This window comes from Leptolyngbya boryana PCC 6306 (genome assembly GCF_000353285.1).
GTDB classification, from domain to species: domain Bacteria; phylum Cyanobacteriota; class Cyanobacteriia; order Leptolyngbyales; family Leptolyngbyaceae; genus Leptolyngbya; species Leptolyngbya boryana.
The window spans coordinates 635,004-657,360 of the sequence record NZ_KB731324.1; the positions used below are offsets into that span (position 1 = coordinate 635,004).

Sequence of the window (22,357 nt, forward strand, 5' to 3'; positions counted from 1 at the left end):
TCCTGAAACCAATGCAGGCGTTTGTAAATCGCCTCGCGATCCATCATACTGAGCGGCTGAAAAAAAGGATGTAACGGTTGGTCAAAATACGTTACATCCTTGAAGGATTGATTCTTTTGTGGGGGAATAGGGAGATAGAAGATCCCTAAAAATCTGCCGGAGCTGCCGATCGCATCTTCGCTTTCGCTTTTGCTGCACTCTTCTTCAGTGCATCCAGACGCGCCTGATATTTTGCGCGCTGTCTTTTTTTGGGAGTTTGATCAATTAAAGTCTTTAACGCGCTGCCCAAACTCTTGTAGGCATTCGGCAAAGTGTAGCCGAAGCGAGTTGCTAATTGGATAGCGCGCTCGTCGGCTTCGATCGCTTCTTTGACATTCTTCTCGCTGTTGTTCTTCTGATAGAGTCGCCAGCCAGCAACCCCCGATAATCCCATCGCTAACAGCAATAACAATCCATCTTGTACCCACAGTTCCCCGACTGCGCCGCCAAGTCCGATCGCTAATGCTGCCATCTCCCAACCGTCTTTCGGGATCGTGTCCGCTTGAACTCGCGCGACTTCATGCCAAAACAAGAGATTTCGTTGGTCGATCGCCAACTGATCCCATTTCGGCATATCAATTTGGATCTCGATCTCATCCCGACCGATTTCCTCACAGGTGATCAGTGGAGGATTGACCGCGGTCGTTGTTTCGATCGTGACCCAACTCTGCAATTCCGGGGGTAGCAGGGTCTTCAAGCGACGTAACTCGCTCATGTCGGCTCTAGCGGACGAGGTTGCATAAGATGTCATGGACTTCAGCCTCAGAATGAACGCCTATCCTCATAATATTGCGATCTTAGCGATTCTACGGAGGATGGGTATAGGTGAATTCATTCTGCCTGATAAAAGTCTTATCAAGCAAGTCGTGCGAACCGAATCTTTTCAATTAATTCGATAGTTTGGTGGGTATGGGTTGGGGACTCTCTGGCGCGTAGTGGGAAATGACCACGATCGGTAAAATCAACGTAATCAATGCGATCGCAGTTCCAACAAGATTGACAACAAAATTGGCAGATACGGGATGCGATCGTTTCGGAGCGGTAGCCTCACTACCTATGTGCATAGAGCGTTTTAACCAACTCAATAAGGTTCAGCAGGAAAGCCCTGATTCTTTCCTAGTTAACCCAGGTCAGAGAAATACATTTCACTGTATGAATAATTTTAGCTAATTTTTCCCAGGTTTCTGTTGCTCATAAACAATCCTGATAACTCTCATGTAGCAACGGATACATAATGCTGTTTTGGGTGAATCTTGCAAGGATTTTTGTCTACCTCGGGGTAGATGCTGGTTGAGCGATCGAGTTTCTACTCTCAACATCGTTATTTCCGAACTTGGGCTGTACGGTTCTACTGACTGTGGCACAGCAAGTGCTTTGCTAAAGTAAGGTTAATCGAGATTGAAATTTGATCCTCAGTTGCGAGGTACAGACTGTGAACGATACTTCTAATCAACTTCCTGAGTTTCTTCAAGGTGCGGGCGATGCTAGCGGTAAGCTGCTTCAATATGTACAGTCGCTTGAGCCTGAAACGATCGCTCAACTTTCTAAGCCGTCCTCACCTGAAGTGCTGCAAGTGATGGAGCGCAACATTATCGGGCTGTTGGGCGGTCTGCCTCCTGAAAGTTTTGATGTGATGATTACGACGAACCGCGAGTCTTTAGGCAGATTGCTCGCGTCGGCAATGATGAGCGGATACTTCCTGAAAAGCGCTGAACAGCGGTTGGCATTGGAAAAATCATGGTCAGATGTCCAATAAGAAATCGATAAAGTCCTCTAGCTCGGCAGGGAGTTTCTCTCTGCCGAATTTTTTGGTGTCTGAATTGCGATCGCGCTTACTGGATTGGTATGCAACATCGGGGCGTTCTCTCCCTTGGCGCGAGACACGAGATCCTTATCGGATCTGGATTTCGGAAATTATGCTTCAGCAGACTCAGGTGAAAACGGTGATCCCGTATTTCGATCGCTGGATACAACAATTTCCTTCAGTGCAGAGTCTTGCTGATGCTGAATTGCAAACAGTGCTAAAAGCTTGGGAAGGTTTAGGCTACTATGCTCGCGCTCGCAATCTGCATCGGGCGGCAAAGCAAATTGCTGAAACTGGGTTTCCAACTGATTTGGATAGCATCCAAGCACTGCCTGGAATTGGACGAACGACCGCAGGGGGAATTCTCAGTGCGGCGTTTGATCAACCGATTTCGATTCTCGATGGCAATGTCAAACGAGTTTTAGCGCGACTGATTGCATTAGACAAGGTTCCAAATAAGGCTTTGACGCAACTCTGGGCGATTTCCGATCAATTGATTGATCCCGAAAACGGGCGTGATTTTAACCAAGCATTGATGGACTTAGGGGCAACGGTTTGCACACCGAAAAATCCAGCCTGTTTGGTTTGTCCTTGGCGATCGCACTGCAAGGCTTACAATCTAGGAGTTCAGTCGGAGCTACCTATGTCAGAAACTCGTACAGCGATTCCTCATAAAGTTATTGGTGTTGCGGTGATTTGGAAGGATCAGCGCATTTTAATCGATCGCCGAAAACCCGAAGGCTTACTCGGGGGATTGTGGGAATTTCCGGGCGGAAAGTTAGAACCCGGAGAAACGATCGAGGAATGTATTCAGCGAGAAATTCGAGAAGAATTAGCGATCGACATTGCAGTAGGCGAACAACTTATCGTCGTTGATCATACCTACACTCATTTTCGAGTCACCTTGAATGTGCATCACTGTCAATATTTAGCAGGCGAACCCCAAGCGATCGAATGTGATGAGATTCGCTGGGTCGCTGTTGATGAATTATCAGACTATCCTTTCCCGAAAGCGAACATCAAAATTATCGAGGCGCTGCGCTCAGTGAGCTTTTCCGGCTCCTAGATAAAGTTCCGCCACTTTGGGATTGTTTAATAACTCAGAGCCTGCGCCTTCAAAGCGATCGCGTCCTGCTTCTAAAACGTAGCCGCGATCTGCCATTTCTAGAGCTTTCCGGGCATTTTGCTCGACCAGTACGATCGCCGTTCCATCGCGATTAATTTGGCGAATCTGCTCAAAAACGCTATTGACGAGAATGGGAGACAATGCTGCTGAAGGTTCATCGAGCAACAGCAAACTCGGTTTCAGCATCAGCGCTTTTCCCATCGCTAACATCTGCCGCTCTCCGCCCGATAGGGTTCCTGCCCGTTGTTTCCGGCGTTCTGCGAGGCGAGGGAATCGCATATAGATTTCATCTTTGAGCGGCTGTAAAGGCTCATCTCGGACAAATGCACCCATTTCCAAATTTTCTTCGATCGACAACGACGGAAATACATTTGCGATTTGGGGAACGTAACACATGCCTTGGCGGACGATCTGATCCGATCGCAAGCCAGTAATATTCTGACCTTTGAAATGAATGCTGCCCGTATGGGGAGTCAGCAAACCGAACACGGTTTTTGCCAGCGTTGACTTTCCGGCTCCATTCGGTCCAATAATCGCCACCAATTCACCCGGATACACCCGCATGTTTGCGCCTTGCAAAATGTCGAGATCTTTTACATAGCCTGCGTGAACATTTTGGACATCAAGAATTGGCGAGGTCATAAGAACCGAAATGCGGAAGGATCAATTAGCAACTCTAACATCCTTCGGCATTCGCGGAAGTTTGCAGATGACTTGAGGGCTTGTGGCAGTCCTAAATTGGGTGGGGAGTAGGGAGTAGGGGGTAATTTTTTCTACTCCCCACTCCCCACTCTTTTAGCCTTTACAACTCAAACATTGCGCGGTTTGAATTGCCGCTTACTGCGGTGTAGATTGCAGATCAGGGCGTTCTTCGGGCAAGATCGCGCCTTCAACCGGACAGACTTGGAGACAGATCCCGCAATCAATACAGGTCGTGAAATCAATCCAGTACCAATCTGTGCCTTTTGTATTTTTGCCAGGCCCTTCATGAATGCAGGCAACTGGACAAGCATCGACGCAATCGGCAACGCCTTCGCAGATATTTGTAACGATCGTATGAGACACAGTGTTCTTCTCTCTGAGCAAATCGACAGGTAGGACGGTTGTCCCGGATATCTATTCTCGTACACTTGTCACGCTTATGGGGCGAATCTGCATCGGATTCTCAGGCTTAGAAATCATCCGTACTGATAGATTCCGGAAGCTATCAGCGATAATGCAAGAATGTCAGCGATCGGTCAACTGTATGCTTCATCGCATCTTGATAGAAACTGTCTTTCAGATGAATTCAAGATGAACTTGGGTACGTTAGGGTTGACATTGGGACGGTCTGGCACAAACCTCTGGGGAGTGATCGTGCTCCAGCGAGTGGACTGGCTTGATTTAAGTCCGAATCAGGCAGCAAATTGTCCAGTTTGTTAAGCGATCGTATGAAAATTGATGGCGTAGGGTTGGAGAATAACGATTTATGAAAGCCATGATTCTGGCAGCCGGAAAGGGCACGAGAGTTCGACCGATTACCTATACGACTCCGAAACCCATGATTCCGATCCTGCAAAAGCCTGTAATGGAATTTTTATTGGAGTTGCTCCGGCAACACGGCTTCGACCAAATCATGGTCAATGTGAGCCACCTTGCCCATGAAATTGAGAATTATTTCCGCGATGGGCAACGCTTCGGCGTCGAGATTGCCTATTCGTTTGAAGGCAGTATTGTCGATGGTGAATTGATCGGGGAAGCGCTCGGCTCTGCGGGCGGAATGAAGAAGATTCAAGACTTTTCGCCGTTTTTTGATGATACGTTTGTGGTCTTGTGTGGCGATGCGTTGATTGATCTCGACTTGACTGCGGCAGTGAAGTGGCATCGAGAAAAAGGATCGATCGCAACCATTATCTCCAAGCCTGTTCCGCGCGAAGAAGTATCGAGCTATGGCGTAGTCGTTACAGATGAATCTGGCAAGATTAAGGCGTTTCAGGAGAAGCCTTCGGTTGAAGAAGCACTGAGTACGAATATCAATACTGGAATCTATATTTTCGAGCCGGAAATTTTTAACTATATTCCTTCCAATCAGGAATACGACATTGGGGGCGAACTGTTCCCGAAACTCGTCGAAATGGATGCGCCGTTCTATGCGCTGCCGATGGAGTTTGAGTGGGTTGATATTGGGAAGGTTCCAGACTACTGGCATGCCATTCGCAGCGTGCTGCAAGGCGAAGTGAAAAATGTTCCGATTCCGGGCAAGGAAGTTGCACCGGGCGTTTATACGGGTCTGAATGTCTGTGTGAACTGGGACAAAGTGGATATTCAAGGTCCCGTTTATATTGGCAGTATGACCTGCATTGAGGACGGGGCAAAGATTGTCGGTCCGGCGATGATTGGACCAAACTGCTGGGTGTGCAGCGGAGCGACGGTCGATAATAGTGTGATTTTCGATTATTCGCGGTTAGGACCGGGCGTGCGTTTGGTCGATAAATTGGTGTTTGGTCGGTATTGTGTTGATAAGACGGGAGCGACGATCGATGTGCAAGCTGCATCGCTCGATTGGCTGATTACGGATGCACGACATCAGTTTCCCAGTCATCCGACCGAGGAGCATCGCGCGATCGCGGAACTGCTGAATGTTGGCAAAGGTGCGCTTTGATCCTTGGTTGATCATTGAAAACCTTGCACGGCTCAATGCTGAAATTTAAGTCACAATGGCTGATGTTGAATAATTTTCTCAGGTCACAAATTTGATTCTCCTGCTTCTCTCTGAAATTTGGAAGCTCGGAAGATCTGCGAAAATGTGTAACCGAAAAAAAATATTCAGCATCAGTTTCAGCATTTTTGATGACTATGATGCAGTTGCGTGAGAAAGTCGCTTTCTATTTAGAAGATATTGAGACACCTTTAGGGCGAGCCGTCACGCTTTTTATTACAGCACTTGTTTTAGTCTCTTCGGGCATTTTCGTCGCTCAGACTTATTCAATTCCGAGCGAAATTCGAGAAGCACTTTCGGAAATTGAGAACATAATTCTTGCGATCTTTGTGATTGAATACGGCTTAAGAATATGGTGTGCAGAAAAGAAATTAGAATTTATATTTAGTCTTTATTCAATAATTGATTTATTGTCGATCGCTCCTTTCTTGATCGGCGCAAATGCAGGTTATTTAAGACTATTTCGCTGGTTCCGAATCTTGAGACTGATTCGGTTTATTCAAGGGAAAACAATTTTCGGTTATGTCAGCAGTGAAGACAGCGCAATTTACACGCGAATTCTATTTACTGTTTTCTCAATTATTTTTGTTTATTCTGGCTTAATTTACCAAGTCGAACACACCTTAAATCCGCAGTTTTCAACTTTCCTGAATGCAGTTTATTTTTCAATCTCGACTATCTCAACTGCAGGACTGGGCGATATTACACCTGTTTCTCAAACTGGGCGGCTTCTCACGATTTCGATGATTCTCACAGGGCTAATTTTAGTGCCTTGGCAGCTTGGGGAGTTGATCAAACGCCTCGTCAAAACAACGAATCAAATTGAAACAGTTTGCTCAAAGTGTGGGTTAGCGTCTCACGATTCTGATGCAAATTTCTGCAAAAAATGTGGGACTCAATTACAGCATAGTCAACGTGCAGAGTAATAGAGCCTCTGTCCATTCGACGATCGCTCCATATGTATCTCCGGTCTGACCGCCTAATTTCCGATTGAGCAAAGCTCCGACTGCAACAGCGATCGCGCTACCGATCACCATGCCCGGACGCACCATCAAGCTGAATCCCATCAAAATCAGCAACGTCGGAACCGCTTCCCAAATTGACTCAATCGCTTCTTTATGAAATGCACCTTTTCCAGTGGGTTTGAGATAGGGATATTTCGCGATCGCGACCAACTGTCCCCAACGTCCCCAGCCTGCAACCGCCATTAAAATCCAAACTCGACCCGTTGCAATTTCGCTCAATGCCACAGTTTTGAGCAATAACAAAATCACAGCAGTCATCGCACCAAACGCGCCCGTAGCGCTATCTGCCATCACTTCTAAACGGCGCTCAGGATTCATCACGGCGAGTCCGTCGGCAGTATCCATTGCGCCATCGAGATGCAATCCGCCTGTAATCGCCACCCAAGCTGCAACATCGATCGCGCTGCGGGTCAATACCGGCATCCCGAGCCAAGCCAAACCCCAATCTAAACCGCCGATCAATCCACCAATTGTCAATCCGACCAAAGGCGAGAATCTTGCAATCCCCCGAAACTCTAAGTTGGCAGAGACTGGAAGCGGCAAACATGTATAAAAGGTAAGCGCTGCAAGGCATTGACTTAATACTTTCGTAAACATTGTTCAGAATTAATTTACATAACGTAAACTTCTAATACCTTCTGGCAGGATCGCATTTGCGATTTACAGCCATAATTGCTTTAGGAAGCATCTAACTGAAGTTACAGATCGAGCCTGGTTTCATTTGCCTGATTTGGTTTGTTGAGTGCGACCCAACCCCCATCGACTATGTTGCTGTCATGAGTCACGATTCACTTTCCCGCCCATCTCGAATTCCCGCTCCCTGTATTATCGATGACGGCACGATCGTCGATAAGCAAGATATGCAACGGGTGTTGACTGATCTTAATCGGGTTCGCTACATCCACATTCAAGACGGCAAAACCAGAAGCGAAGGAGAAGGCTGTGTCCTAGAAGTTTTTGCCGATCCGCATCGCGCGACCATGGTTGCGAATCATGCGCTATATCTCAATGTCCATAGTTTTGACTATTTGCAATTGAGCAAGCTTGAAGCGGACTCCTATTTTGATTTAATTCAAGACGATCGCCAACTGCGCTTAATTCCTTTGTCGAATCCGATGCAGGAGCAATCGAATCGCGGCATTAATGTGGCAGAACTTGAGGCAATGGTTGCTGAAGTATTGTCTGCTAGCCTAGATGTGCAGATTGACGACGAAGAAAATTTTTCGCTTTAGTGTATGAGAACTTCCGGTCGGCGGCAGTTTAACGCCTTGTTGGTAAGCAGTCTTGTAGCAACGTGGCTACATGGGTGTGGTCAATCAGAACGTCCCGCAAATCAAAAACCGCGCGTCGTTTCGACGAGTACAATTTTGACGGATTTGGCAACAGCGATCGCAACTGAAGCGATTGAGGTCATCGGCATTCTCAAACCCGGAGCCGATCCCCATACGTATGAGCCTGTTCCGGCTGACACCGCAGCAATGGAGAAGGCGGACTTAATTCTCTACAACGGGTATAACTTAGAGCCGGGCCTAATTCGTTTGATGAAGGCGGCAGGTGCCAATGTCAAACAAGTTGCGATCGGGGAAGTTGTGCCGCCGTTGCAACTCGAAAAAGAAGGTCAGAAAGTTCCAGATCCCCATGTGTGGGGAGACGTTCAGAATGTGGCAAAAATGGCTGCTGCAATTCGAGATGCGTTGATTCCACTGGCGCAGAACGATCGAGACAAAATCACTCAAAATGCCGATCGCTTAATTGCTGATCTGAATCGATTAGATACTTGGATCAAGCAGCAGGTGCAAACCATTCCGGCGCAGAGTCGGCGGTTGGTGACGACGCATGATGCGTTTCAGTATTATGGCAAAGCTTACAACTTAACGATCATGGGCACTTTAATCGGCATCAGTACCGAAGAACAGCCGAGCGCGCAAACTGTGCAAAAACTGGTGCAGGTGATTAAGTCTGCTCGTGTTCCTGCCATTTTTGCAGAAACTACGATTAATCCTGCCTTGATTCAAACAGTGGCACAAGAAGCGGGCGTGAAACTGGCTCCAAACCAGTTGTATTCTGACTCAATTGGAGCGCGGGGTAGTGAGGGCGAGACTTATATCAAAATGATGGCAGCGAATACAACGACGATCGTTGAAGCACTGGGCGGGAAAATCACGCCGTTTAAACCATGAATGATGAAATCGTTTCGTTTCTGATTGGTGCGGGTGTTCTGATTCTGTATCTTATCTTTTCTGCTTGGACAGAAATGGGGACAAAAAATCCTTGGAAAAAAGATCAATCTGACAAGTAGTTGATGGTCTTGCGATATGATACTTTGCGCTACTCCTTTAAACGCGCACTATGACACAGCACTATCGCATCACGCTTCTACCCGGTGATGGCATCGGCCCTGAGATTATGGCAGTTGCCGTTCGGGTCTTAAAAACGATCTCTGAAAAATTTGATCTCAGCTTTGAGTTTCAAGAGGCACTGATTGGTGGAGCAGCGATCGATGCGACTGGAGAACCTTTACCCGCTGCAACTCTAGAAACTTGTAAGAAAAGTGATGCGGTTTTACTCGCTGCGATCGGGGGCTACAAGTGGGATACTTTACCCCGCCATTTACGCCCTGAAACTGGATTATTAGGATTACGATCGGGCTTACACCTTTTCGCAAATCTACGTCCTGCCACGATTTTGCCGCAATTGATTGATGCTTCTACTTTGAAGCGGGAAATCGTTGAAGGCGTTGACATTATGGTTGTGCGCGAATTAACGGGCGGAATTTACTTTGGTCAACCTAGAGGTATTTTCACAACGGAGACGGGTGAGAAACGAGGCGTGAATACGATGGCGTATACCGAATCGGAAATCGATCGCATTGGTCGAGTGGCGTTTGAAACGGCGCAAAAGCGATCGAAGCGGTTATGTTCAGTCGATAAAGCAAATGTCTTGGAAGTGTCGCAACTTTGGCGCGATCGCATGACTGCTCTAGCGATTGAATATCCCGATGTTGAACTGTCGCATTTGTATGTTGACAATGCTGCGATGCAGTTAGTTCGCGCGCCAAAGCAGTTTGATACGATTGTTACTAGCAATTTATTTGGCGATATTCTCTCTGATGCCGCAGCAATGCTGACGGGCAGTATCGGAATGTTGCCTTCTGCAAGTTTAGGAGCTTCAGCACCAGGGGTTTATGAGCCTGTGCATGGTTCTGCGCCTGACATTGCTGGACAGGATAAAGCGAACCCACTCGCTCAAGTTTTGAGTGCTGCAATGATGTTGCGCTATAGCTTTAATCAACCGGATGCGGCAACTCATATTGAGCAAGCTGTGCTGAAGGTGCTAGACCAAGGCTATCGGACTGGCGACATTATGTCTGAAGGAAATACGCTGGTGGGATGTCAGGCGATCGGGGATGCGCTGGTAGCTGCGCTGTAGTCTGTAGTAAGTTACTGCGATCTGATAGGAAGTAGGGAAATAGGGAGTAGGGAGATAGGAAGCAATCTGAGCTAAGTTCTCCCCATTCCCCCACTCTGGCTTCTCACGTCGTCAGGATCTCAGACCATTCGGAATCGGTAAGAGGTTGCACTACAAAATCGATGTTGAAGTGTTCTCTTGCAGCTTTACTTAGCGTATTTATCAGAGTTTCGATCGTCATTTCCACATCAATCACATCAATCTCTTGTTCAAACACTTGAGCAAACAATTTTGCATCCGGTTTAATCCGCATTGAGCCATGCTGCAAGATCGTGTTATCTCTTCTCAGTTGAGCGCTACCAATCAATTTCACGCCATTTTTAGTTACTAGATCGGCTCCAGTCGCAGTGCCAAAGCAATTTGGATTGTGAATGTAGCCGCGCCCTGCTTCGCCGTACTGGAGTTCAATTCCTAGCTGCTTCCATCCTTGGATCAAAAACTCACAAATCGCTTGATATGCCTGCATTCGATTGCTGCCGAGTCCAGACGTAATCACGGCATAAGTTAGATCTCCCTGATGTAAAACGGCTCTGCCTCCACTAGGACGACGAACTAGCTCGATCGCTTGTCCTTGCCAAGTTAAAGACTTCCAAAATTCAGGAAATTGACGCTGATGATAGCCTAAGGAAATCGCAGCAGGCGACCAAGTATAGAAGCGTAGAGTTGGTGGATGATGGTGCGTTCGATGTTGTTCGAGTAACCAGGTATCGATCGCCATTTGCACTTGTCCCGAAGCCTCGATGCAAGGAATGAGCCGCCATTTATCCACACCAACCTCTTCTAATCATGTAGTAATGCGATCGAGCAATACTTCAAGATATCTTTGACGAATACAGCTTCTCCATTATGTTCGATATCGGCGATCGCATCTCGCCAACTTGTTCCCGGAAGTGAGATCGCAGTATCTTCCCAAATTTCCGCGATCGGGAGTTGTTCGACTTGAATCAAGTGACTGAAGAATCGAGGAGCAATGGTGACGATCGTTTTTTCTGAATCTTTTCTGGCAAATGCAATAATGTGATTTTTGAATTTGCCAGTTACCTCAAGGGGAAGGTAATCGCCGTTGAGAAAAGTCGAAGCATACTGATTCCGAAGTTTGAGAACTTGGGTAATGAGAAACTGCTTGATTTGTCCAGTTTGACGGGTTGCGAGTAGTTTCTGAATCAGAGACAAACGATCGGTCGAGGCTTGAATCTCATCGAGAAAAGATGCGCGTAGCTCAAAGTCAACCGGGCGACGATTGTCTGGATCGACTAAACTTAAATCCCACAGTTCAGCTCCTTGATAAATATCGGGAATCCCTGGTGAAGTCAGCTTAATCAAGGTTTGAGACAGTGAATTAAACAGTCCGTAGTGCGCGATTTTTTGTTGGAAGGGCAGAAACTCTGTGAGAAAGCGATCGCTGTTCAAAATAGCTTTGACAAAATTTGAGCAAGCTTCTTCGTAAGGTTGATTCGGTCGTAGCCAAGCAGTATGGACTTTTGCTTCTCGAATCGATTTGATTGCACATTGTTCGATGCGATCGACAAATCCAGGCATCTCGCTTTCCTGAAATGGATATGCCCCTAAAATCGTTTGATAGAAAGCATATTCGTCATTTGCAGAAGGCATATGACCTCTTTTGCCGCGCACTTTATGCTCTGAATTCAGATCGCGCCATTTCTGTAGTTGAGCTTGCCACTCATCCGGAATTTCGGATAGCACATTGAGGCGGGCGCGAATGTCTTCACCTCGCTTCGTATCATGGGTCGAACTTGCATTCATGGCAGTATGCCAATGCTGTTGGCGATACTGATTGAACTGATGGAATTCTGCTGCACTAATGCCAAAGCGACCTGGATCGCCTCCGACTTCGTTGAGTGAAATTAAGCGATTGTAGACATAGAATGCTGTGTCTTCAACACCTTTCGCCATCAGTGGCCCAGTGTACTGTTGTACACGCATAGCAAAGTAAAGCCATTTGTCTTTGTCGGTTTGAATCAGTGAGTTGTCATAGTCAAGTAGTAGTACTTTTTCAAGGAAATCTAGCTCTTTTTGCGAGAAGGGTGCGTTTTCTCTCGCAGTCTCGATCGCTGTTTGAATATACGTGCGATCCGATTCGGATACGCCTGCCTCGGTTGTATAAGTTCGATAGATTGAAAACTGAGTGAGAACTTCGGCGATCGCTCGTTTTAAGCCGTTAATTGTGAAATCATTTCCATAGCGATCTTTGAGCGAAATATCTTTCAAAAGTGCTGCTAAATTATCAAGATCTCCAGCTAGATTCTTATCGAGAATTAAATGTTTCTTCTCAAGAGCGACTTGCTCAAAATCAAGCGATCGCTCTTGAATCATCTGATAAATTTTGTCAAATTCTTTCTCGTTCTCAACATCGCAGAAAACGCTATTGAGATAGTTCAAATAGTCATAGCCTGAAGTACCTTGAATATTCCAATTCTTCGGGATATCTTCTCCAGGCTGCAAAATTTTCTCTGCGACAATATAAGCTTCTGGATTCTTTTCTTTCAGGCGATCTAAATACTCTTTGGGATTATATAATCCGTCAATATGATCAATTCTTAACCCTGTAAATTTGCCCTGTTCTACCATCTGGCTGAGGAAATTATGCGTCTCGTTAAAGACTTTTAGCTCTTCAACTTTGACAGAAATCAATTCGTTGACTGTGAAGAATCTCCGGTAGTTAATCTCTTCTGCGCCAACTTTCCAATAAGACAAGCGGAAGAACTGTTCAGAAAGTAGTTTGTCTAAGAGATCCACGCTTCGAGGATTTCCAGCTTCTCCGTTAAAGAATCGAATATTGTCATCGATAAAAGCTTTGACTTCTGAATTGCTTTCATACAACTCCCAAAGCATTCCTTTGACAAATTCGGATTGGTCTTGTCGCTGCTTGCCGCCTGATTCAGATGGCAAACTTCTCAATACAAACAGAACAGCTAGAAGTTTGACAAAATCGGGATGTCTTCGACCTAGAGATTTTGCGAGTTTCCCTAAGTTGCTTGCTATAAAAGTTGAATAGGATTCAAGCTTGAGCGGAATCTTTAAGCTGTAGTAATTTACAGTTAAACCGTTTTGATCGTATTGAATTTGAATATCGCCATTTTCTAGACAAGACCCATAAAAATCTCCAAGCAAAGGCGCTAAGATTGGCTCTTGGCTACTTCCAAACGGCGAATTCCAAGCCAAATCAAAATACTGTACGTAATCTGAATCTGAGCCATTCTCTAAAACATCCATCAAATAGAGATTGTTAGCATCATACGACATATGATTCGGCACGATATCTTGCAGCCATCCGAGTTGGTAAGACTGAAGCTTTGAAACTAATTGATCAAAGGCTGCTTGTCCTCCTAGCTCAGGATTAATCTGGGTTGGATCAACGACATCGTATCCGTGAGTGCTACCAGATTTTGCTTTGAAGATCGGTGAGGCGTATAGCTCAGTAATGCCGAGTTTTGCTAGGTATCCAACAATTTTCTCAGCCGATTTGAATGGAAACTCTGAGCTAAATTGAATTCGATAAGTTGAGTTTGGAATTCGCATATTATCCTCTAGTACCGCTCATACACGACAAAGCTTTGCGATCGCACAGTTCCGCTTTCTCCCTCTTGCCCCTTCTCTGGTGCAAGCGAACCTGCTCCCATCCACTCTTGATCTGCTGAATTGAGCACAGTTCGCCATTGTCCTACTGGAAACTCAAACACTTGGTCGCTCTGATTGAAGTTAAAAACGCAAATCACATCTTGCCGCTCTAGCCAAACCAGCTTTTTATCCTCCTCAGCACAAGCCGAAACTGAAGCGCGATCGCGCTTTACGAGTGCAGGATGCGATCGCCGCAGTTTCAACAATCTTTGATAGAACGTCCAAAGAACTTTGTGTTTGCCTTGCTGATGTCGCTCCCACTGCAACTTACAAACTTGAAATGTTTCGGGAGCTTCTGGATCAGGCGGTTCACCCTCAAGATGAAATGCCGCAAATTCAGCCTTTCTACCACGTCGAACCGCTTGAATTAGCTCAGGATCAGAATGGCTGACAAAGTAAGTAAACGGAACTTCCTCACCATACTCCTCACCCATAAACAGCAGTGGAATATAAGGCGAAAGTAACACAGCCCCCGCAGCTAATTTCAAACCTTCAAACGAAATCAACTGAGACAATCGCTCTCCGTGCATTTGATTCCCAATTTGATCATGGTTCTGAATGCAGACTACAAATTGTGTCATCGGACAATCCAGCGCAGGCGCACCATGAAACCGAAATCGATGAGGTGCATACTTCCAATCGTATACAAACGTGTTGCGATAAGCTTTTGCTAAGTCCTCGCAAGTTCCAAAATCTTGATAGTAACCAATGTCAGTTCCCGTGAGTAATGCATGTAATGCATGGTGAAAATCATCGCTCCACTGAGCATCTAAGCCATACCCGTTTGCACTCTTCGATCGAATTAACTTCACATCATTCAAATCGCTCTCAGCGATCAGGTATAGCTTGCGGTTTTGTTGTTGTGAAAGTTCTTCAACTCGATCAGCTAATTCTGCTAAAAAGTGCCGCGCACCCATATCATAGATAGCTTGGACTGCATCAAGCCTCAAAGCATCAATATGAAACTCTCTCAGCCAATACAGTGCATTCTCTAAGAAGTAACTCCGCACACAATGGCTGTAAGCATTATCAAAGTTGATTGCGCTTCCCCAAGGTGTTTTGTAAGTCTCCGTAAAGTAGTCACCAAACTGATTAATGTAAGCTCCTTCAGGACCAAAGTGGTTATAAACAACATCGAGGACGACGGAAATCCCATGCTGATGACAGGCATTGACTAGCTTTTTTAAGCTGTTCGCATCACCATACGAATTCTGAATAGCATAAGGATAAGTGCCGTCATAGCCCCAGTTGCGATCGCCCGGAAATTGAGAGATCGGCATAATCTCGATCGCGCTCACTCCCAATTCTTTCAAAGTCTGCAATCGTGGAATGATCGCCTCAAAGGTTCCTTCTGGTGTAAAAGCGCCGACATGTAACTCGTAAATAACAAAATCTTCGAGCTTGATTCCCTGCCATTGCGAATCCTGCCACTCAAAACGGTGATCGACAACTGCCGATGCTCCATGCACGCCAGAGGGTTGAAATTGCGAAGCCGGGTCAGGAAAGGTTCCACTCTGAAGTCGATAGCGATATTCAGCACCCGGCTTGATTCCCGAAACGATCGTGCTCCAATATCCATCATCTTGTCGCTGCATTTCAACAGATCGATCGGATAACTCCAAAGTTACTGTTTTCGATCGAGGACACCAAACTGTGAATTCACAGCGATCGTCGCCCAAGTACCAAGCGCCTACTTTCATATTTCAAAAAAATATTAAACCCGCTTTGCCAACAGTACTCGATTCGCTCTGAGCGCCAATCTATCTCAAGTCAGAGTGCGAGGAAGAGATTGTCGCAAGCAGACTGTAAACGTTGTACAACCTGGAACACTATCAAATGAAATAGTTCCAGAGTGTTTTTCGATCAATTGCTGCACGATCGATAACCCTAAGCCATTTCCTTCTCCGATGGGTCTTGTGGTAAAGAATGGCGAGAAGATACGATCGTGAATTTCTAGGGGAATGCCCGCTCCCGTATCGGTTACGGCAACTTGAATCCCATTCGAGATAGAAGTGACTCTGATCGTTAATGTGCCTTGATAATTCATCGCTTGAATGCCATTGTGGATCAGATTCATCCAGACCTGATTCAATTCATCCGCATAAGCTTGGATTAAAGTAACTTCTTCATAGTATCGGACAACTTCTACGCCTCGCTTGAGTTGATTGCGGTAGAGCGTTAATGCAGTTTCGATGCTATCAATGACGTTAACAAGAATAGGCTGGCTATCTGCGTTCTGTCGCGCATAGGTTTTCAGCGCGCGAACAGCAGTTGCAGCTTGATTTGATGCGATCGCAAGTGTCTGTAAGCTGCGCTTCGCGATCATAAATTGATAAGCAGCATTTAGAATCGCATCGCGATCGCGCTCTTGCAAAAGAACAATGAACAATTCAATGCGATCGTACACTCCAATATCGATTAACGTATCTGCAATGATATCTGCTGGTTTAATTTGATAGCTCTCAAGTTGTTGGCTCAGGGCACGTTTTAGCTGACGCTTCTCGCGACTGGATAAGCGAGCAAATGTTGGAGCCGTTTCAGCAGCGTGGTCAAGCAAACTAAAAAAGTCTTGCTGACGTTGTACTGAAAGCTGCTGTAAAAATGTGGGCAATGCTTCTAACTCAGTTTGCATAAAGCCCGAAAGTGTCTCAATTGAAGATTGGATCGCACTCAATGGCGTGTTCATTTCATGTGCAACTCCAGCCACTAATTGTCCCAAAGCAGCAAGCTTTTCAGATTCAATCAGCTTTGCTTGTGTCGATCGCAATTCATCTAAGGTTTGTTTAAGTTCGTCATGGCTTTGTTGGAGTTGTTGCTCAGCACGCTTGCGATCAGTAACATTTCTCGATATCCAAATCACGGTCTGATGATCAATCGGAGAAATGCTCGCATCAGACCAAACTACTTCACCCTCGATCTCTAGCGTGTATTCAATATCGACAGTTTTCTGAGTATCGAGCGCCTGATGAATGTGCTGGAGAAAGTGATCGGCAATGTCCTGGGGAAAGACTTCATGAAGCGTTCGTCCAATCCGTGATTCGATTGGTTTATAGAAAATCTGCTGTGCGCGTTTTGCTGGAACTTTGAGATGTCGTCCATCGCGATCGAAGATAAAAATTAGCTGATCCATTGCTGCAAAGACGGCTCGTAATTCTGCATTAATTTTCTGGCGTTCTTCGACTTCTTGTTCCAGTTGGTGCGTCCGCGCTCGAACTTTCTCTTCCAAAGTGTGCGCATACTCTTCAAGTTGGGATTGCGATCGTTGAATCTCTTGGCTCATCAAATTAAACGATCGCGCAAGTCCGACGAACTCTCGAGCACCTCGGATTTTAACAATTTGATCAAACTCTCCTTTGGCAATGTTCTGGCTTGCTTCGCTTAACTGCTGCACTGGACGAGAAAGCCATCGTGCGGTGAGAATGCTCGTCACGATCGCAGTGGCTAACGCAGCTAGGCAAAGCCAGAGCATCATCCGCTGATTCGCCTCCACTTGCCCCAAAAAACTCGATTGTGGAACCATGATCACAATCAACCAATCCAAACCGTACTGATCCGAAAAAGGAGCGAGATAAACGTAATGCAGATCATGGTCGAATTGCAGCGTTAGAAGCTGCGGAGCGTGACTCTTAATCTGCTGCCCATAGCGCTGGCGTAGCATTTCGGCAGTCCTGCGGATCAGAGGATCTTGTACTGTGATCGAATCGATTCGTCGGCGTTCTGAGTCGAAAAGTAGCTCGTTTGAAGACGTAGCAATCAGCTTGCTGTTCCGCTCCATAATCAGAATTCGGCTCTGTGAATTCGGTTGAATGCTGCTCAAAAATTCATGAATGCCAGCTAGCAAAAAATCGGCTCCTAGCGCGCCTCGAAATTGCTGAGCCTCATAGACGGGACGTACAAAACTAATGCCGAGCATGGGTGGGGTATCATCAAAGGCATAGATCTCTGTCCAGCCTGTTGTACCGCTCTGCGCGAGTTGATACCAGGGACGAATTCGCGGATCATAGAGCCGCTTTAGCACAACTTTTTGCGGATTGCCTTGGGCATCGAGTTCAAATGATTTTAACCGTTGTTGGCGATCGCTATAGCCATATCGAAATTGACGATCGCCATATCGTCGAAGTTCGCTGTACTCGCCTTGGGCTGACCCAAAATAGAGGTAGGCGAGGTTTTGGAACAGGTTACTTTGCTGAAAGAGATAACGATTCCAAGTGGAGAGGCGATCGAGCTTCAGAGTTCCATTCTGAATGGCATTCGCATTGAGTTGAGTCGCAAGCGGTGGTGCTGCTGTATAAGTTGTTAGATAGTCAGCAATGCGATCGCTTCTTTCCTGAACGACCTGCTTTGCGAGTTCCTGGACAGAGGCTTGGCTGTTGCGAAACGAGAAATAGCTAATTAACCCTACAACACTCAGAATGTGAGCAATCAACGCAAGAATTAAGACATTCTGGAGTGAAGGATGAGGACGGTTCATGATGTGGGTAGAGTGAACCAGAATTTTGCACCTTGGTCAACTGCACTGATGACTCCAATTTCGCCGCCATGTGCCTGAATGATTTGCCGACAGAGGTAAAGCCCTAACCCAATCCCAAGCGATCGCCGATTGCGACTCCCCTGCTGATAGCGTTCAAACATCAAGTCACAGTCTTGCTGGGGAATGCCAACGCCATTGTCTTCAATCATACATTTGAGTATATGATTTTCAACAGTCGTAGAGATGCTTAAGGAAATCCCTGGTGCATTGTGTTTCAAAGAATTCGTAATCAGATTCTCGAACACTCGCCGCAGTTGAAATTCGTCAGCATAAACCGTGGATTCGGATGAGATTGTATGCGCGATCGTCACTTGATTTTCAGTCAAAATTGGCTCTAAATCCAAAATGATCTCATCTACAAAGGCTGCAAGTTTGATGGCTTGACGATCGAGCCTCATGCCATGTTCGCTAAGCTGTACTGCTAATAGAGAGTCAAGCAACTTGAGTTGACGCTGAGTGCTTTCAACCATGCGATCGAGCATGGATCGGGATAGCTGTACCGGATCATCAAGTTGTTTTTTCAAACGCTGAAAGACTAACATGCTGCCGATCAGAGGCGTTTTGAGATCATGACTGACCGCATGTAGAAACTCATCTTTGAGCGTGTTGAGTTTTTCTAGTTCCTGCATTTTTTGCTGAAGTTCTTCCGTGCGCTCTTGAATTTGTTGCTCTAAATAAGAATTGATCGCACGTAATTTTTCAGTCTGTGTTTCTAATTTTCGATCTTGCAAATAAGATTGAACTGCTTCGACGATCGTTAAGCTAATATCTTCTGGTGTCCAGGGTTTCGAGATGTAGCGATAGAGTCTAGCACTCCGCAAAGCCTGACTGACTGCTTCTAGATCAGCCTGCCCGCTAATCATCACATTGAGAGTTCGAGGCGAGCGATCGTGGATTTGTTTGAGCAGTTGATCGCCGTTCAGCCCTGGCATAATGTAATCTGCAAGTACTAAAGCGACTTCGTATTCTTTGCTGTTTTGCAGTTCATCAAATAGTTCTAATGCTTCTTCTCCGCCTTCTGCCGTCTCGATTAAGCAGTTCTCGCCGAGCACCCGTTTTAATTCGATTTTGAGAGTTTCTAGTACTAATGGTTCGTCATCTACACAGATAATTACAGGTTTGCTCATGGGGGTCTGCCTCAATCGATGTCATGGCTCAATCTGAAATTTTGGGCGACTTGAAATTTTGGGCGACTTGCAGAATTTGATTATAACGGACTGCACGGTCTGACTAAAGTTCAGCACAATGACGATCGATAATTGTTTCAGGGAAAATTCGGGCAGCGAGTTGCGACTGCGCTGCACTTGTCAGGCTTAAATTTTGCTCAAATCGTGGAGTTTGAGTGTTAAGCGTCGTTTAGTGCGATCGCGCGCGATGAGATTTCACGGCAATTCCCTGATTTTTCGATAGAGTTCTGGCTAGGGCGCTATTTCTGTCTCTGCGAAGCTTCTACAATAGAGAGTTGTAGCTTTCATCATTTTTGTCCCTAACCTTGATTCAAACTGAGACTCTAGAACTTTTAGAATGGTCACGCCTCTGTCAACAGTTGGCAACGTTTGCCTCGACCAAGCTAGGCGCGATCGTTCTGCGTGCGCTGAAAATTCCAACCACTCAATCTGAAACCGAACATCTGCTTGCCCAAACCAAAGAAATTTATGATTTAGAAACTCAACTCACGACTGGGCTAAGTTTTGAAGGGATTGAAGACATTGGAGATTCACTGGAACGGGCATCTTTGCAGGGGATCTTGTCTGGGGTCGAACTCTTGACGATCGCAACGACACTTTCGGGTGCGAGAACGCTCAGACGCACGATCGACAATCAGGATGGCTACCCGATTCTGAGCGAATTAGTGGCAGAGTTGCGCACCTATCCTGAAATTGAACAGGAAATTTATCGTTGTCTCAATGACGATGGTAAAGTCAGCGAACGCGCGAGTCCAAAATTGGCAGGAATTCGATCGCAGCAAAAACAAGTTCGCGATCGCGTTTACGAAATGCTGCAACGTACTATGCAGCGCCAATCGACTGCGGTGCAAGAACAAGTGATTACTCAGCGCGACGGGCGATTTGTCATTCCCGTCAAAGCGACTCACAAAGAGGCAATTCCTGGCATTGTGCATGATGTCTCGATGAGTGGCGCAACCTTTTACATTGAGCCGCATCCGACGGTGCAACTCAATAATCAACTGCGTCAATTACTGCGCCAAGAACAAGCCGAAGAAGAAACGGTTCGGAGAGTTCTGACCGAGCAAGTTGCGATCGCAAAAGATGACTTAGAACGATTACTCGCCATTTGTACAACATTGGATTTGGCAACGGCACGAGCGCGCTATAGCTTCTGGCTCAAAGCAAATCCACCGCGTTTTACAGAAAATACGATCGTGCTTCGGCAGCTCCGTCATCCGCTCCTAGTTTGGCAAAATCAGCACGAACAAGGTCGCGATGTCATTCCTGTCGATCTCGTGATTCAACCTCAGATTCGAGTCGTCGCGATTACAGGCCCCAATACAGGCGGTAAAACGGTCACCCTCAAAACGCTAGGTTTAGCAGTGCTGATGGCAAAAGTTGGGCTATTTGTTCCAGCCCGCGAACCCGTCGAACTGCCTTGGTTTGAGCAAGTTTTAGCAGATATTGGAGACGAACAATCTTTAGAGCAAAGTCTTTCGACTTTCTCTGGGCATATTCGCCGCATTAGTCGAATTTTAGAGGCATTGAAGGAGCGATCGCATTCTTTAGTGCTGCTCGATGAAGTCGGAGCCGGAACTGATCCGACAGAAGGCAGTGCCCTCGCGATCGCGTTGCTCAAATATCTTGCAGATCACGCGCAGCTTTCAATTGCGACCACGCACTTTGGCGAACTCAAAGCTTTGAAATATCAAGACGATCGCTTTGAAAATGCGTCAGTCGAGTTTGACGATGTTTCGCTGTCTCCCACCTATCGACTGCTTTGGGGAATTCCAGGACGATCCAACGCCTTAGCGATCGCGCGGCGGCTCGGCTTGAACTCGGAAGTGATTGAAAACGCACAAACTCAAGTCGGTGGCGCGACGGAAGATGTCAACCAAGTGATTGCAGGACTCGAAGCGCAACGTCGGGCGCAAGAAGCGAAAGCGAAAGAAGCCGCAGACCTGCTTCAGCAAGCAGAACGCTTTTATACAGAAGTATCGGCAAAAGCAGAAAATCTGCGCGATCGCGAACGTGGCTTGCAGCAAGCGCAAGAACGAGCCGTACAAGATGCGATCGCGCAAGCCAAAACCGAAATCGCGAAAGTGATTCGCAAACTTCAGCAAGGCAATGCCACGGCTCAAGATGCCCAACAAGCAACCGATGCCCTGAATCGCCTCTCGGATAAGCATCTACCTTCGCGCCAGCAACCCGCGAAACCCAAACCCGGCTATCGTCCGCAAGTGGGAGATCGCATTCGCATTCCTCGCTTAGGTCAAACTGCAGAAGTGCTGGAACTTGCAGGAGATGAGGAGCTAATTGTGCGCTTCGGCATCATGAAAATGACCGTTCCCGTGACGGATATTGAGTCTCTCACAGGCGAAAAAGTGACGAAGCCTCAACCTGAACCCAAGCCAAAGTCTGCTCCTTCTCCTCAACCTGCGGTTTCCATGCCTGCAGTTCGTACCGATCGCAATACGTTTGACATCCGAGGCAGCCGGGTCGCAGATGCAGAAATTGTGCTTGATAAAGCAATTTCAGAAGCTCGAACGCCGATTTGGATTATTCACGGACATGGCACAGGTAAGCTCCGTCAAGGGGTTCACGACTTTCTGAAACAGCATCCGCGAGTCCAAAGATTTGAGCTTGCTGATCGTGCAGATGGTGGAACCGGAGTGACGATCGCTTACCCTGGGTAAGTGGATTCCACAGTCAACTTCACTCAGACGAAACGGTAACATCGCCCAGTTTTAGCTTTCTTAGGATCTAACTAATTTGCGTAAAGATACTGAGCAATAGCTTGGTTTTGCCGATAAATCCTGCTAAAACTGGGCAGTTCCGCATAAAAAAGCCGTGTAAAC

Annotated in this window: 20 protein-coding genes; 10 read left to right on the forward strand and 10 right to left on the reverse strand. The window is 46.5% G+C overall.

What is annotated here, in order from left to right; all coding sequences use genetic code 11:
• Window positions 1-145: 145 nt before the first annotated feature.
• Together LEPBO_RS0103015 and LEPBO_RS42770 are read right to left on the reverse strand one after the other, a co-directional pair.
• The gene (locus LEPBO_RS0103015) at window positions 146-790 is read right to left on the reverse strand and encodes a DUF3318 domain-containing protein (protein WP_051077757.1); all 645 of its coding nucleotides are present in this window, start codon (window positions 788-790) and stop codon (window positions 146-148) included.
• A 136-nt stretch (window positions 791-926) separates the two neighbouring features.
• Window positions 927-1,103 carry a hypothetical protein gene (locus tag LEPBO_RS42770; protein WP_154660820.1) on the reverse strand — a complete coding sequence of 59 codons (177 nt, stop codon included), beginning with the start codon at window positions 1,101-1,103 and terminating at the stop codon, window positions 927-929.
• Between the two features lie 368 nt (window positions 1,104-1,471).
• Between LEPBO_RS42770 and LEPBO_RS0103025 the strand changes: the two genes are divergently transcribed.
• Both LEPBO_RS0103025 and mutY read left to right on the forward strand, forming a co-directional pair.
• Entirely contained in the window at window positions 1,472-1,795 is a 324-nt protein-coding gene (locus tag LEPBO_RS0103025; protein ID WP_017286055.1) for a DUF760 domain-containing protein, read from the forward strand.
• A gap of 55 nt (window positions 1,796-1,850) precedes the next feature.
• A complete protein-coding gene (mutY, locus tag LEPBO_RS0103030) occupies window positions 1,851-2,909 on the forward strand; it encodes an A/G-specific adenine glycosylase (protein WP_017286056.1) in 1,059 nt (352 codons plus the stop codon).
• Here the strand turns inward: mutY and LEPBO_RS0103035 are convergent.
• Window positions 2,886-3,611: an ABC transporter ATP-binding protein gene (locus tag LEPBO_RS0103035; protein ID WP_017286057.1), complete on the reverse strand. Its 726-nt coding sequence runs from the start codon at window positions 3,609-3,611 to the stop codon at window positions 2,886-2,888. The two genes, mutY and LEPBO_RS0103035, sit on opposite strands and share 24 nt — an antisense overlap.
• A 195-nt stretch (window positions 3,612-3,806) precedes the next feature.
• Complete coding sequence (locus LEPBO_RS0103040) at window positions 3,807-4,034, reverse strand: indolepyruvate ferredoxin oxidoreductase subunit alpha (RefSeq protein ID WP_017286058.1); 228 nt, start codon at window positions 4,032-4,034, stop codon at window positions 3,807-3,809.
• Window positions 4,035-4,262: 228 nt separating this feature from the next.
• Here LEPBO_RS0103040 and LEPBO_RS44300 point away from each other — a divergent pair, with 228 nt between their 5' ends.
• From LEPBO_RS44300 to LEPBO_RS0103055, 3 genes are all read left to right on the forward strand, one after another.
• A complete protein-coding gene (locus LEPBO_RS44300; protein WP_263970820.1) occupies window positions 4,263-4,391 on the forward strand; it encodes a hypothetical protein in 129 nt (42 codons plus the stop codon).
• 46 nt (window positions 4,392-4,437) lie between these two features.
• Window positions 4,438-5,610, forward strand: coding sequence for a sugar phosphate nucleotidyltransferase (locus tag LEPBO_RS0103050; RefSeq protein WP_017286060.1), 1,173 nt, complete (start codon window positions 4,438-4,440; stop codon window positions 5,608-5,610).
• A gap of 194 nt (window positions 5,611-5,804) precedes the next feature.
• The gene (locus LEPBO_RS0103055; protein ID WP_017286061.1) at window positions 5,805-6,593 is read left to right on the forward strand and encodes an ion transporter; all 789 of its coding nucleotides are present in this window, start codon (window positions 5,805-5,807) and stop codon (window positions 6,591-6,593) included.
• Here the strand turns inward: LEPBO_RS0103055 and cobS are convergent.
• Window positions 6,567-7,289, reverse strand: a complete 723-nt coding sequence (gene cobS / locus LEPBO_RS0103060) for an adenosylcobinamide-GDP ribazoletransferase (RefSeq protein ID WP_017286062.1) — start codon at window positions 7,287-7,289, stop codon at window positions 6,567-6,569. The genes LEPBO_RS0103055 and cobS overlap by 27 nt on opposite strands.
• 179 nt (window positions 7,290-7,468) lie before the next feature.
• Here cobS and LEPBO_RS42185 point away from each other — a divergent pair, with 179 nt between their 5' ends.
• The 4 genes from LEPBO_RS42185 to leuB are packed head-to-tail and all read left to right on the forward strand — an operon-like array spanning window position 7,469 to window position 10,121.
• Window positions 7,469-7,924 carry a hypothetical protein gene (locus LEPBO_RS42185; protein WP_017286063.1) on the forward strand — a complete coding sequence of 152 codons (456 nt, stop codon included), beginning with the start codon at window positions 7,469-7,471 and terminating at the stop codon, window positions 7,922-7,924.
• Window positions 7,925-7,927: 3 nt separating this feature from the next.
• Window positions 7,928-8,872, forward strand: a complete 945-nt coding sequence (locus LEPBO_RS0103070) for a metal ABC transporter solute-binding protein, Zn/Mn family (protein ID WP_017286064.1) — start codon at window positions 7,928-7,930, stop codon at window positions 8,870-8,872.
• On the forward strand, window positions 8,869-8,991 hold the full coding sequence (locus tag LEPBO_RS44305; RefSeq protein ID WP_017286065.1) for a hypothetical protein: 123 nt from the start codon (window positions 8,869-8,871) through the stop codon (window positions 8,989-8,991). The genes LEPBO_RS0103070 and LEPBO_RS44305 overlap by 4 nt, the downstream gene beginning before the upstream one ends.
• Before the next feature lie 50 nt (window positions 8,992-9,041).
• Entirely contained in the window at window positions 9,042-10,121 is a 1,080-nt protein-coding gene (gene leuB / locus LEPBO_RS0103080; RefSeq protein ID WP_017286066.1) for a 3-isopropylmalate dehydrogenase, read from the forward strand.
• A 103-nt stretch (window positions 10,122-10,224) separates the two neighbouring features.
• Here leuB and LEPBO_RS0103085 read toward each other — a convergent pair whose 3' ends face one another.
• From LEPBO_RS0103085 to LEPBO_RS35970, 5 genes are all read right to left on the reverse strand, one after another.
• On the reverse strand, window positions 10,225-10,929 hold the full coding sequence (locus LEPBO_RS0103085; protein ID WP_017286067.1) for a lipoate--protein ligase family protein: 705 nt from the start codon (window positions 10,927-10,929) through the stop codon (window positions 10,225-10,227).
• A gap of 11 nt (window positions 10,930-10,940) precedes the next feature.
• Window positions 10,941-13,700 carry a malto-oligosyltrehalose synthase gene (treY, locus tag LEPBO_RS0103090; RefSeq protein WP_017286068.1) on the reverse strand — a complete coding sequence of 920 codons (2,760 nt, stop codon included), beginning with the start codon at window positions 13,698-13,700 and terminating at the stop codon, window positions 10,941-10,943.
• A gap of 8 nt (window positions 13,701-13,708) precedes the next feature.
• Window positions 13,709-15,499, reverse strand: coding sequence for a malto-oligosyltrehalose trehalohydrolase (treZ, locus tag LEPBO_RS0103095; RefSeq protein WP_017286069.1), 1,791 nt, complete (start codon window positions 15,497-15,499; stop codon window positions 13,709-13,711).
• Between the two features lie 65 nt (window positions 15,500-15,564).
• Window positions 15,565-18,270 carry an ATP-binding protein gene (locus LEPBO_RS39740; protein ID WP_017286070.1) on the reverse strand — a complete coding sequence of 902 codons (2,706 nt, stop codon included), beginning with the start codon at window positions 18,268-18,270 and terminating at the stop codon, window positions 15,565-15,567.
• Entirely contained in the window at window positions 18,267-19,457 is a 1,191-nt protein-coding gene (locus tag LEPBO_RS35970) for a hybrid sensor histidine kinase/response regulator (RefSeq protein WP_017286071.1), read from the reverse strand. The genes LEPBO_RS39740 and LEPBO_RS35970 overlap by 4 nt, the downstream gene beginning before the upstream one ends.
• Before the next feature lie 365 nt (window positions 19,458-19,822).
• On the opposite strand from LEPBO_RS35970, the gene LEPBO_RS0103110 reads away from it, so the two are divergent.
• Entirely contained in the window at window positions 19,823-22,195 is a 2,373-nt protein-coding gene (locus tag LEPBO_RS0103110) for an endonuclease MutS2 (protein WP_017286072.1), read from the forward strand.
• Window positions 22,196-22,357: the final 162 nt, after the last annotated feature.

Excerpts from the sequence above, each read along its gene's own strand:
- LEPBO_RS0103015 (WP_051077757.1), bottom strand. The coding sequence starts at position 790 with ATGACATCTTATGCAACCTCGTCCGCTAGAGCCGACATGAGCGAGTTA.
- LEPBO_RS42770 (WP_154660820.1), bottom strand. The coding sequence starts at position 1,103 with ATGCACATAGGTAGTGAGGCTACCGCTCCGAAACGATCGCATCCCGTA.
- LEPBO_RS0103035 (WP_017286057.1), bottom strand. The coding sequence starts at position 3,611 with ATGACCTCGCCAATTCTTGATGTCCAAAATGTTCACGCAGGCTATGTA.
- LEPBO_RS44300 (WP_263970820.1), top strand. The coding sequence starts at position 4,263 with ATGAACTTGGGTACGTTAGGGTTGACATTGGGACGGTCTGGCACAAAC.
- LEPBO_RS0103050 (WP_017286060.1), top strand. The coding sequence starts at position 4,438 with ATGAAAGCCATGATTCTGGCAGCCGGAAAGGGCACGAGAGTTCGACCG.
- LEPBO_RS0103055 (WP_017286061.1), top strand. The coding sequence starts at position 5,805 with ATGATGCAGTTGCGTGAGAAAGTCGCTTTCTATTTAGAAGATATTGAG.
- cobS (WP_017286062.1), bottom strand. The coding sequence starts at position 7,289 with ATGTTTACGAAAGTATTAAGTCAATGCCTTGCAGCGCTTACCTTTTAT.
- LEPBO_RS42185 (WP_017286063.1), top strand. The coding sequence starts at position 7,469 with ATGAGTCACGATTCACTTTCCCGCCCATCTCGAATTCCCGCTCCCTGT.
- LEPBO_RS0103070 (WP_017286064.1), top strand. The coding sequence starts at position 7,928 with ATGAGAACTTCCGGTCGGCGGCAGTTTAACGCCTTGTTGGTAAGCAGT.
- LEPBO_RS44305 (WP_017286065.1), top strand. The coding sequence starts at position 8,869 with ATGAATGATGAAATCGTTTCGTTTCTGATTGGTGCGGGTGTTCTGATT.
- leuB (WP_017286066.1), top strand. The coding sequence starts at position 9,042 with ATGACACAGCACTATCGCATCACGCTTCTACCCGGTGATGGCATCGGC.
- treY (WP_017286068.1), bottom strand. The coding sequence starts at position 13,700 with ATGCGAATTCCAAACTCAACTTATCGAATTCAATTTAGCTCAGAGTTT.
- treZ (WP_017286069.1), bottom strand. The coding sequence starts at position 15,499 with ATGAAAGTAGGCGCTTGGTACTTGGGCGACGATCGCTGTGAATTCACA.
- LEPBO_RS39740 (WP_017286070.1), bottom strand. The coding sequence starts at position 18,270 with ATGAACCGTCCTCATCCTTCACTCCAGAATGTCTTAATTCTTGCGTTG.
- LEPBO_RS35970 (WP_017286071.1), bottom strand. The coding sequence starts at position 19,457 with ATGAGCAAACCTGTAATTATCTGTGTAGATGACGAACCATTAGTACTA.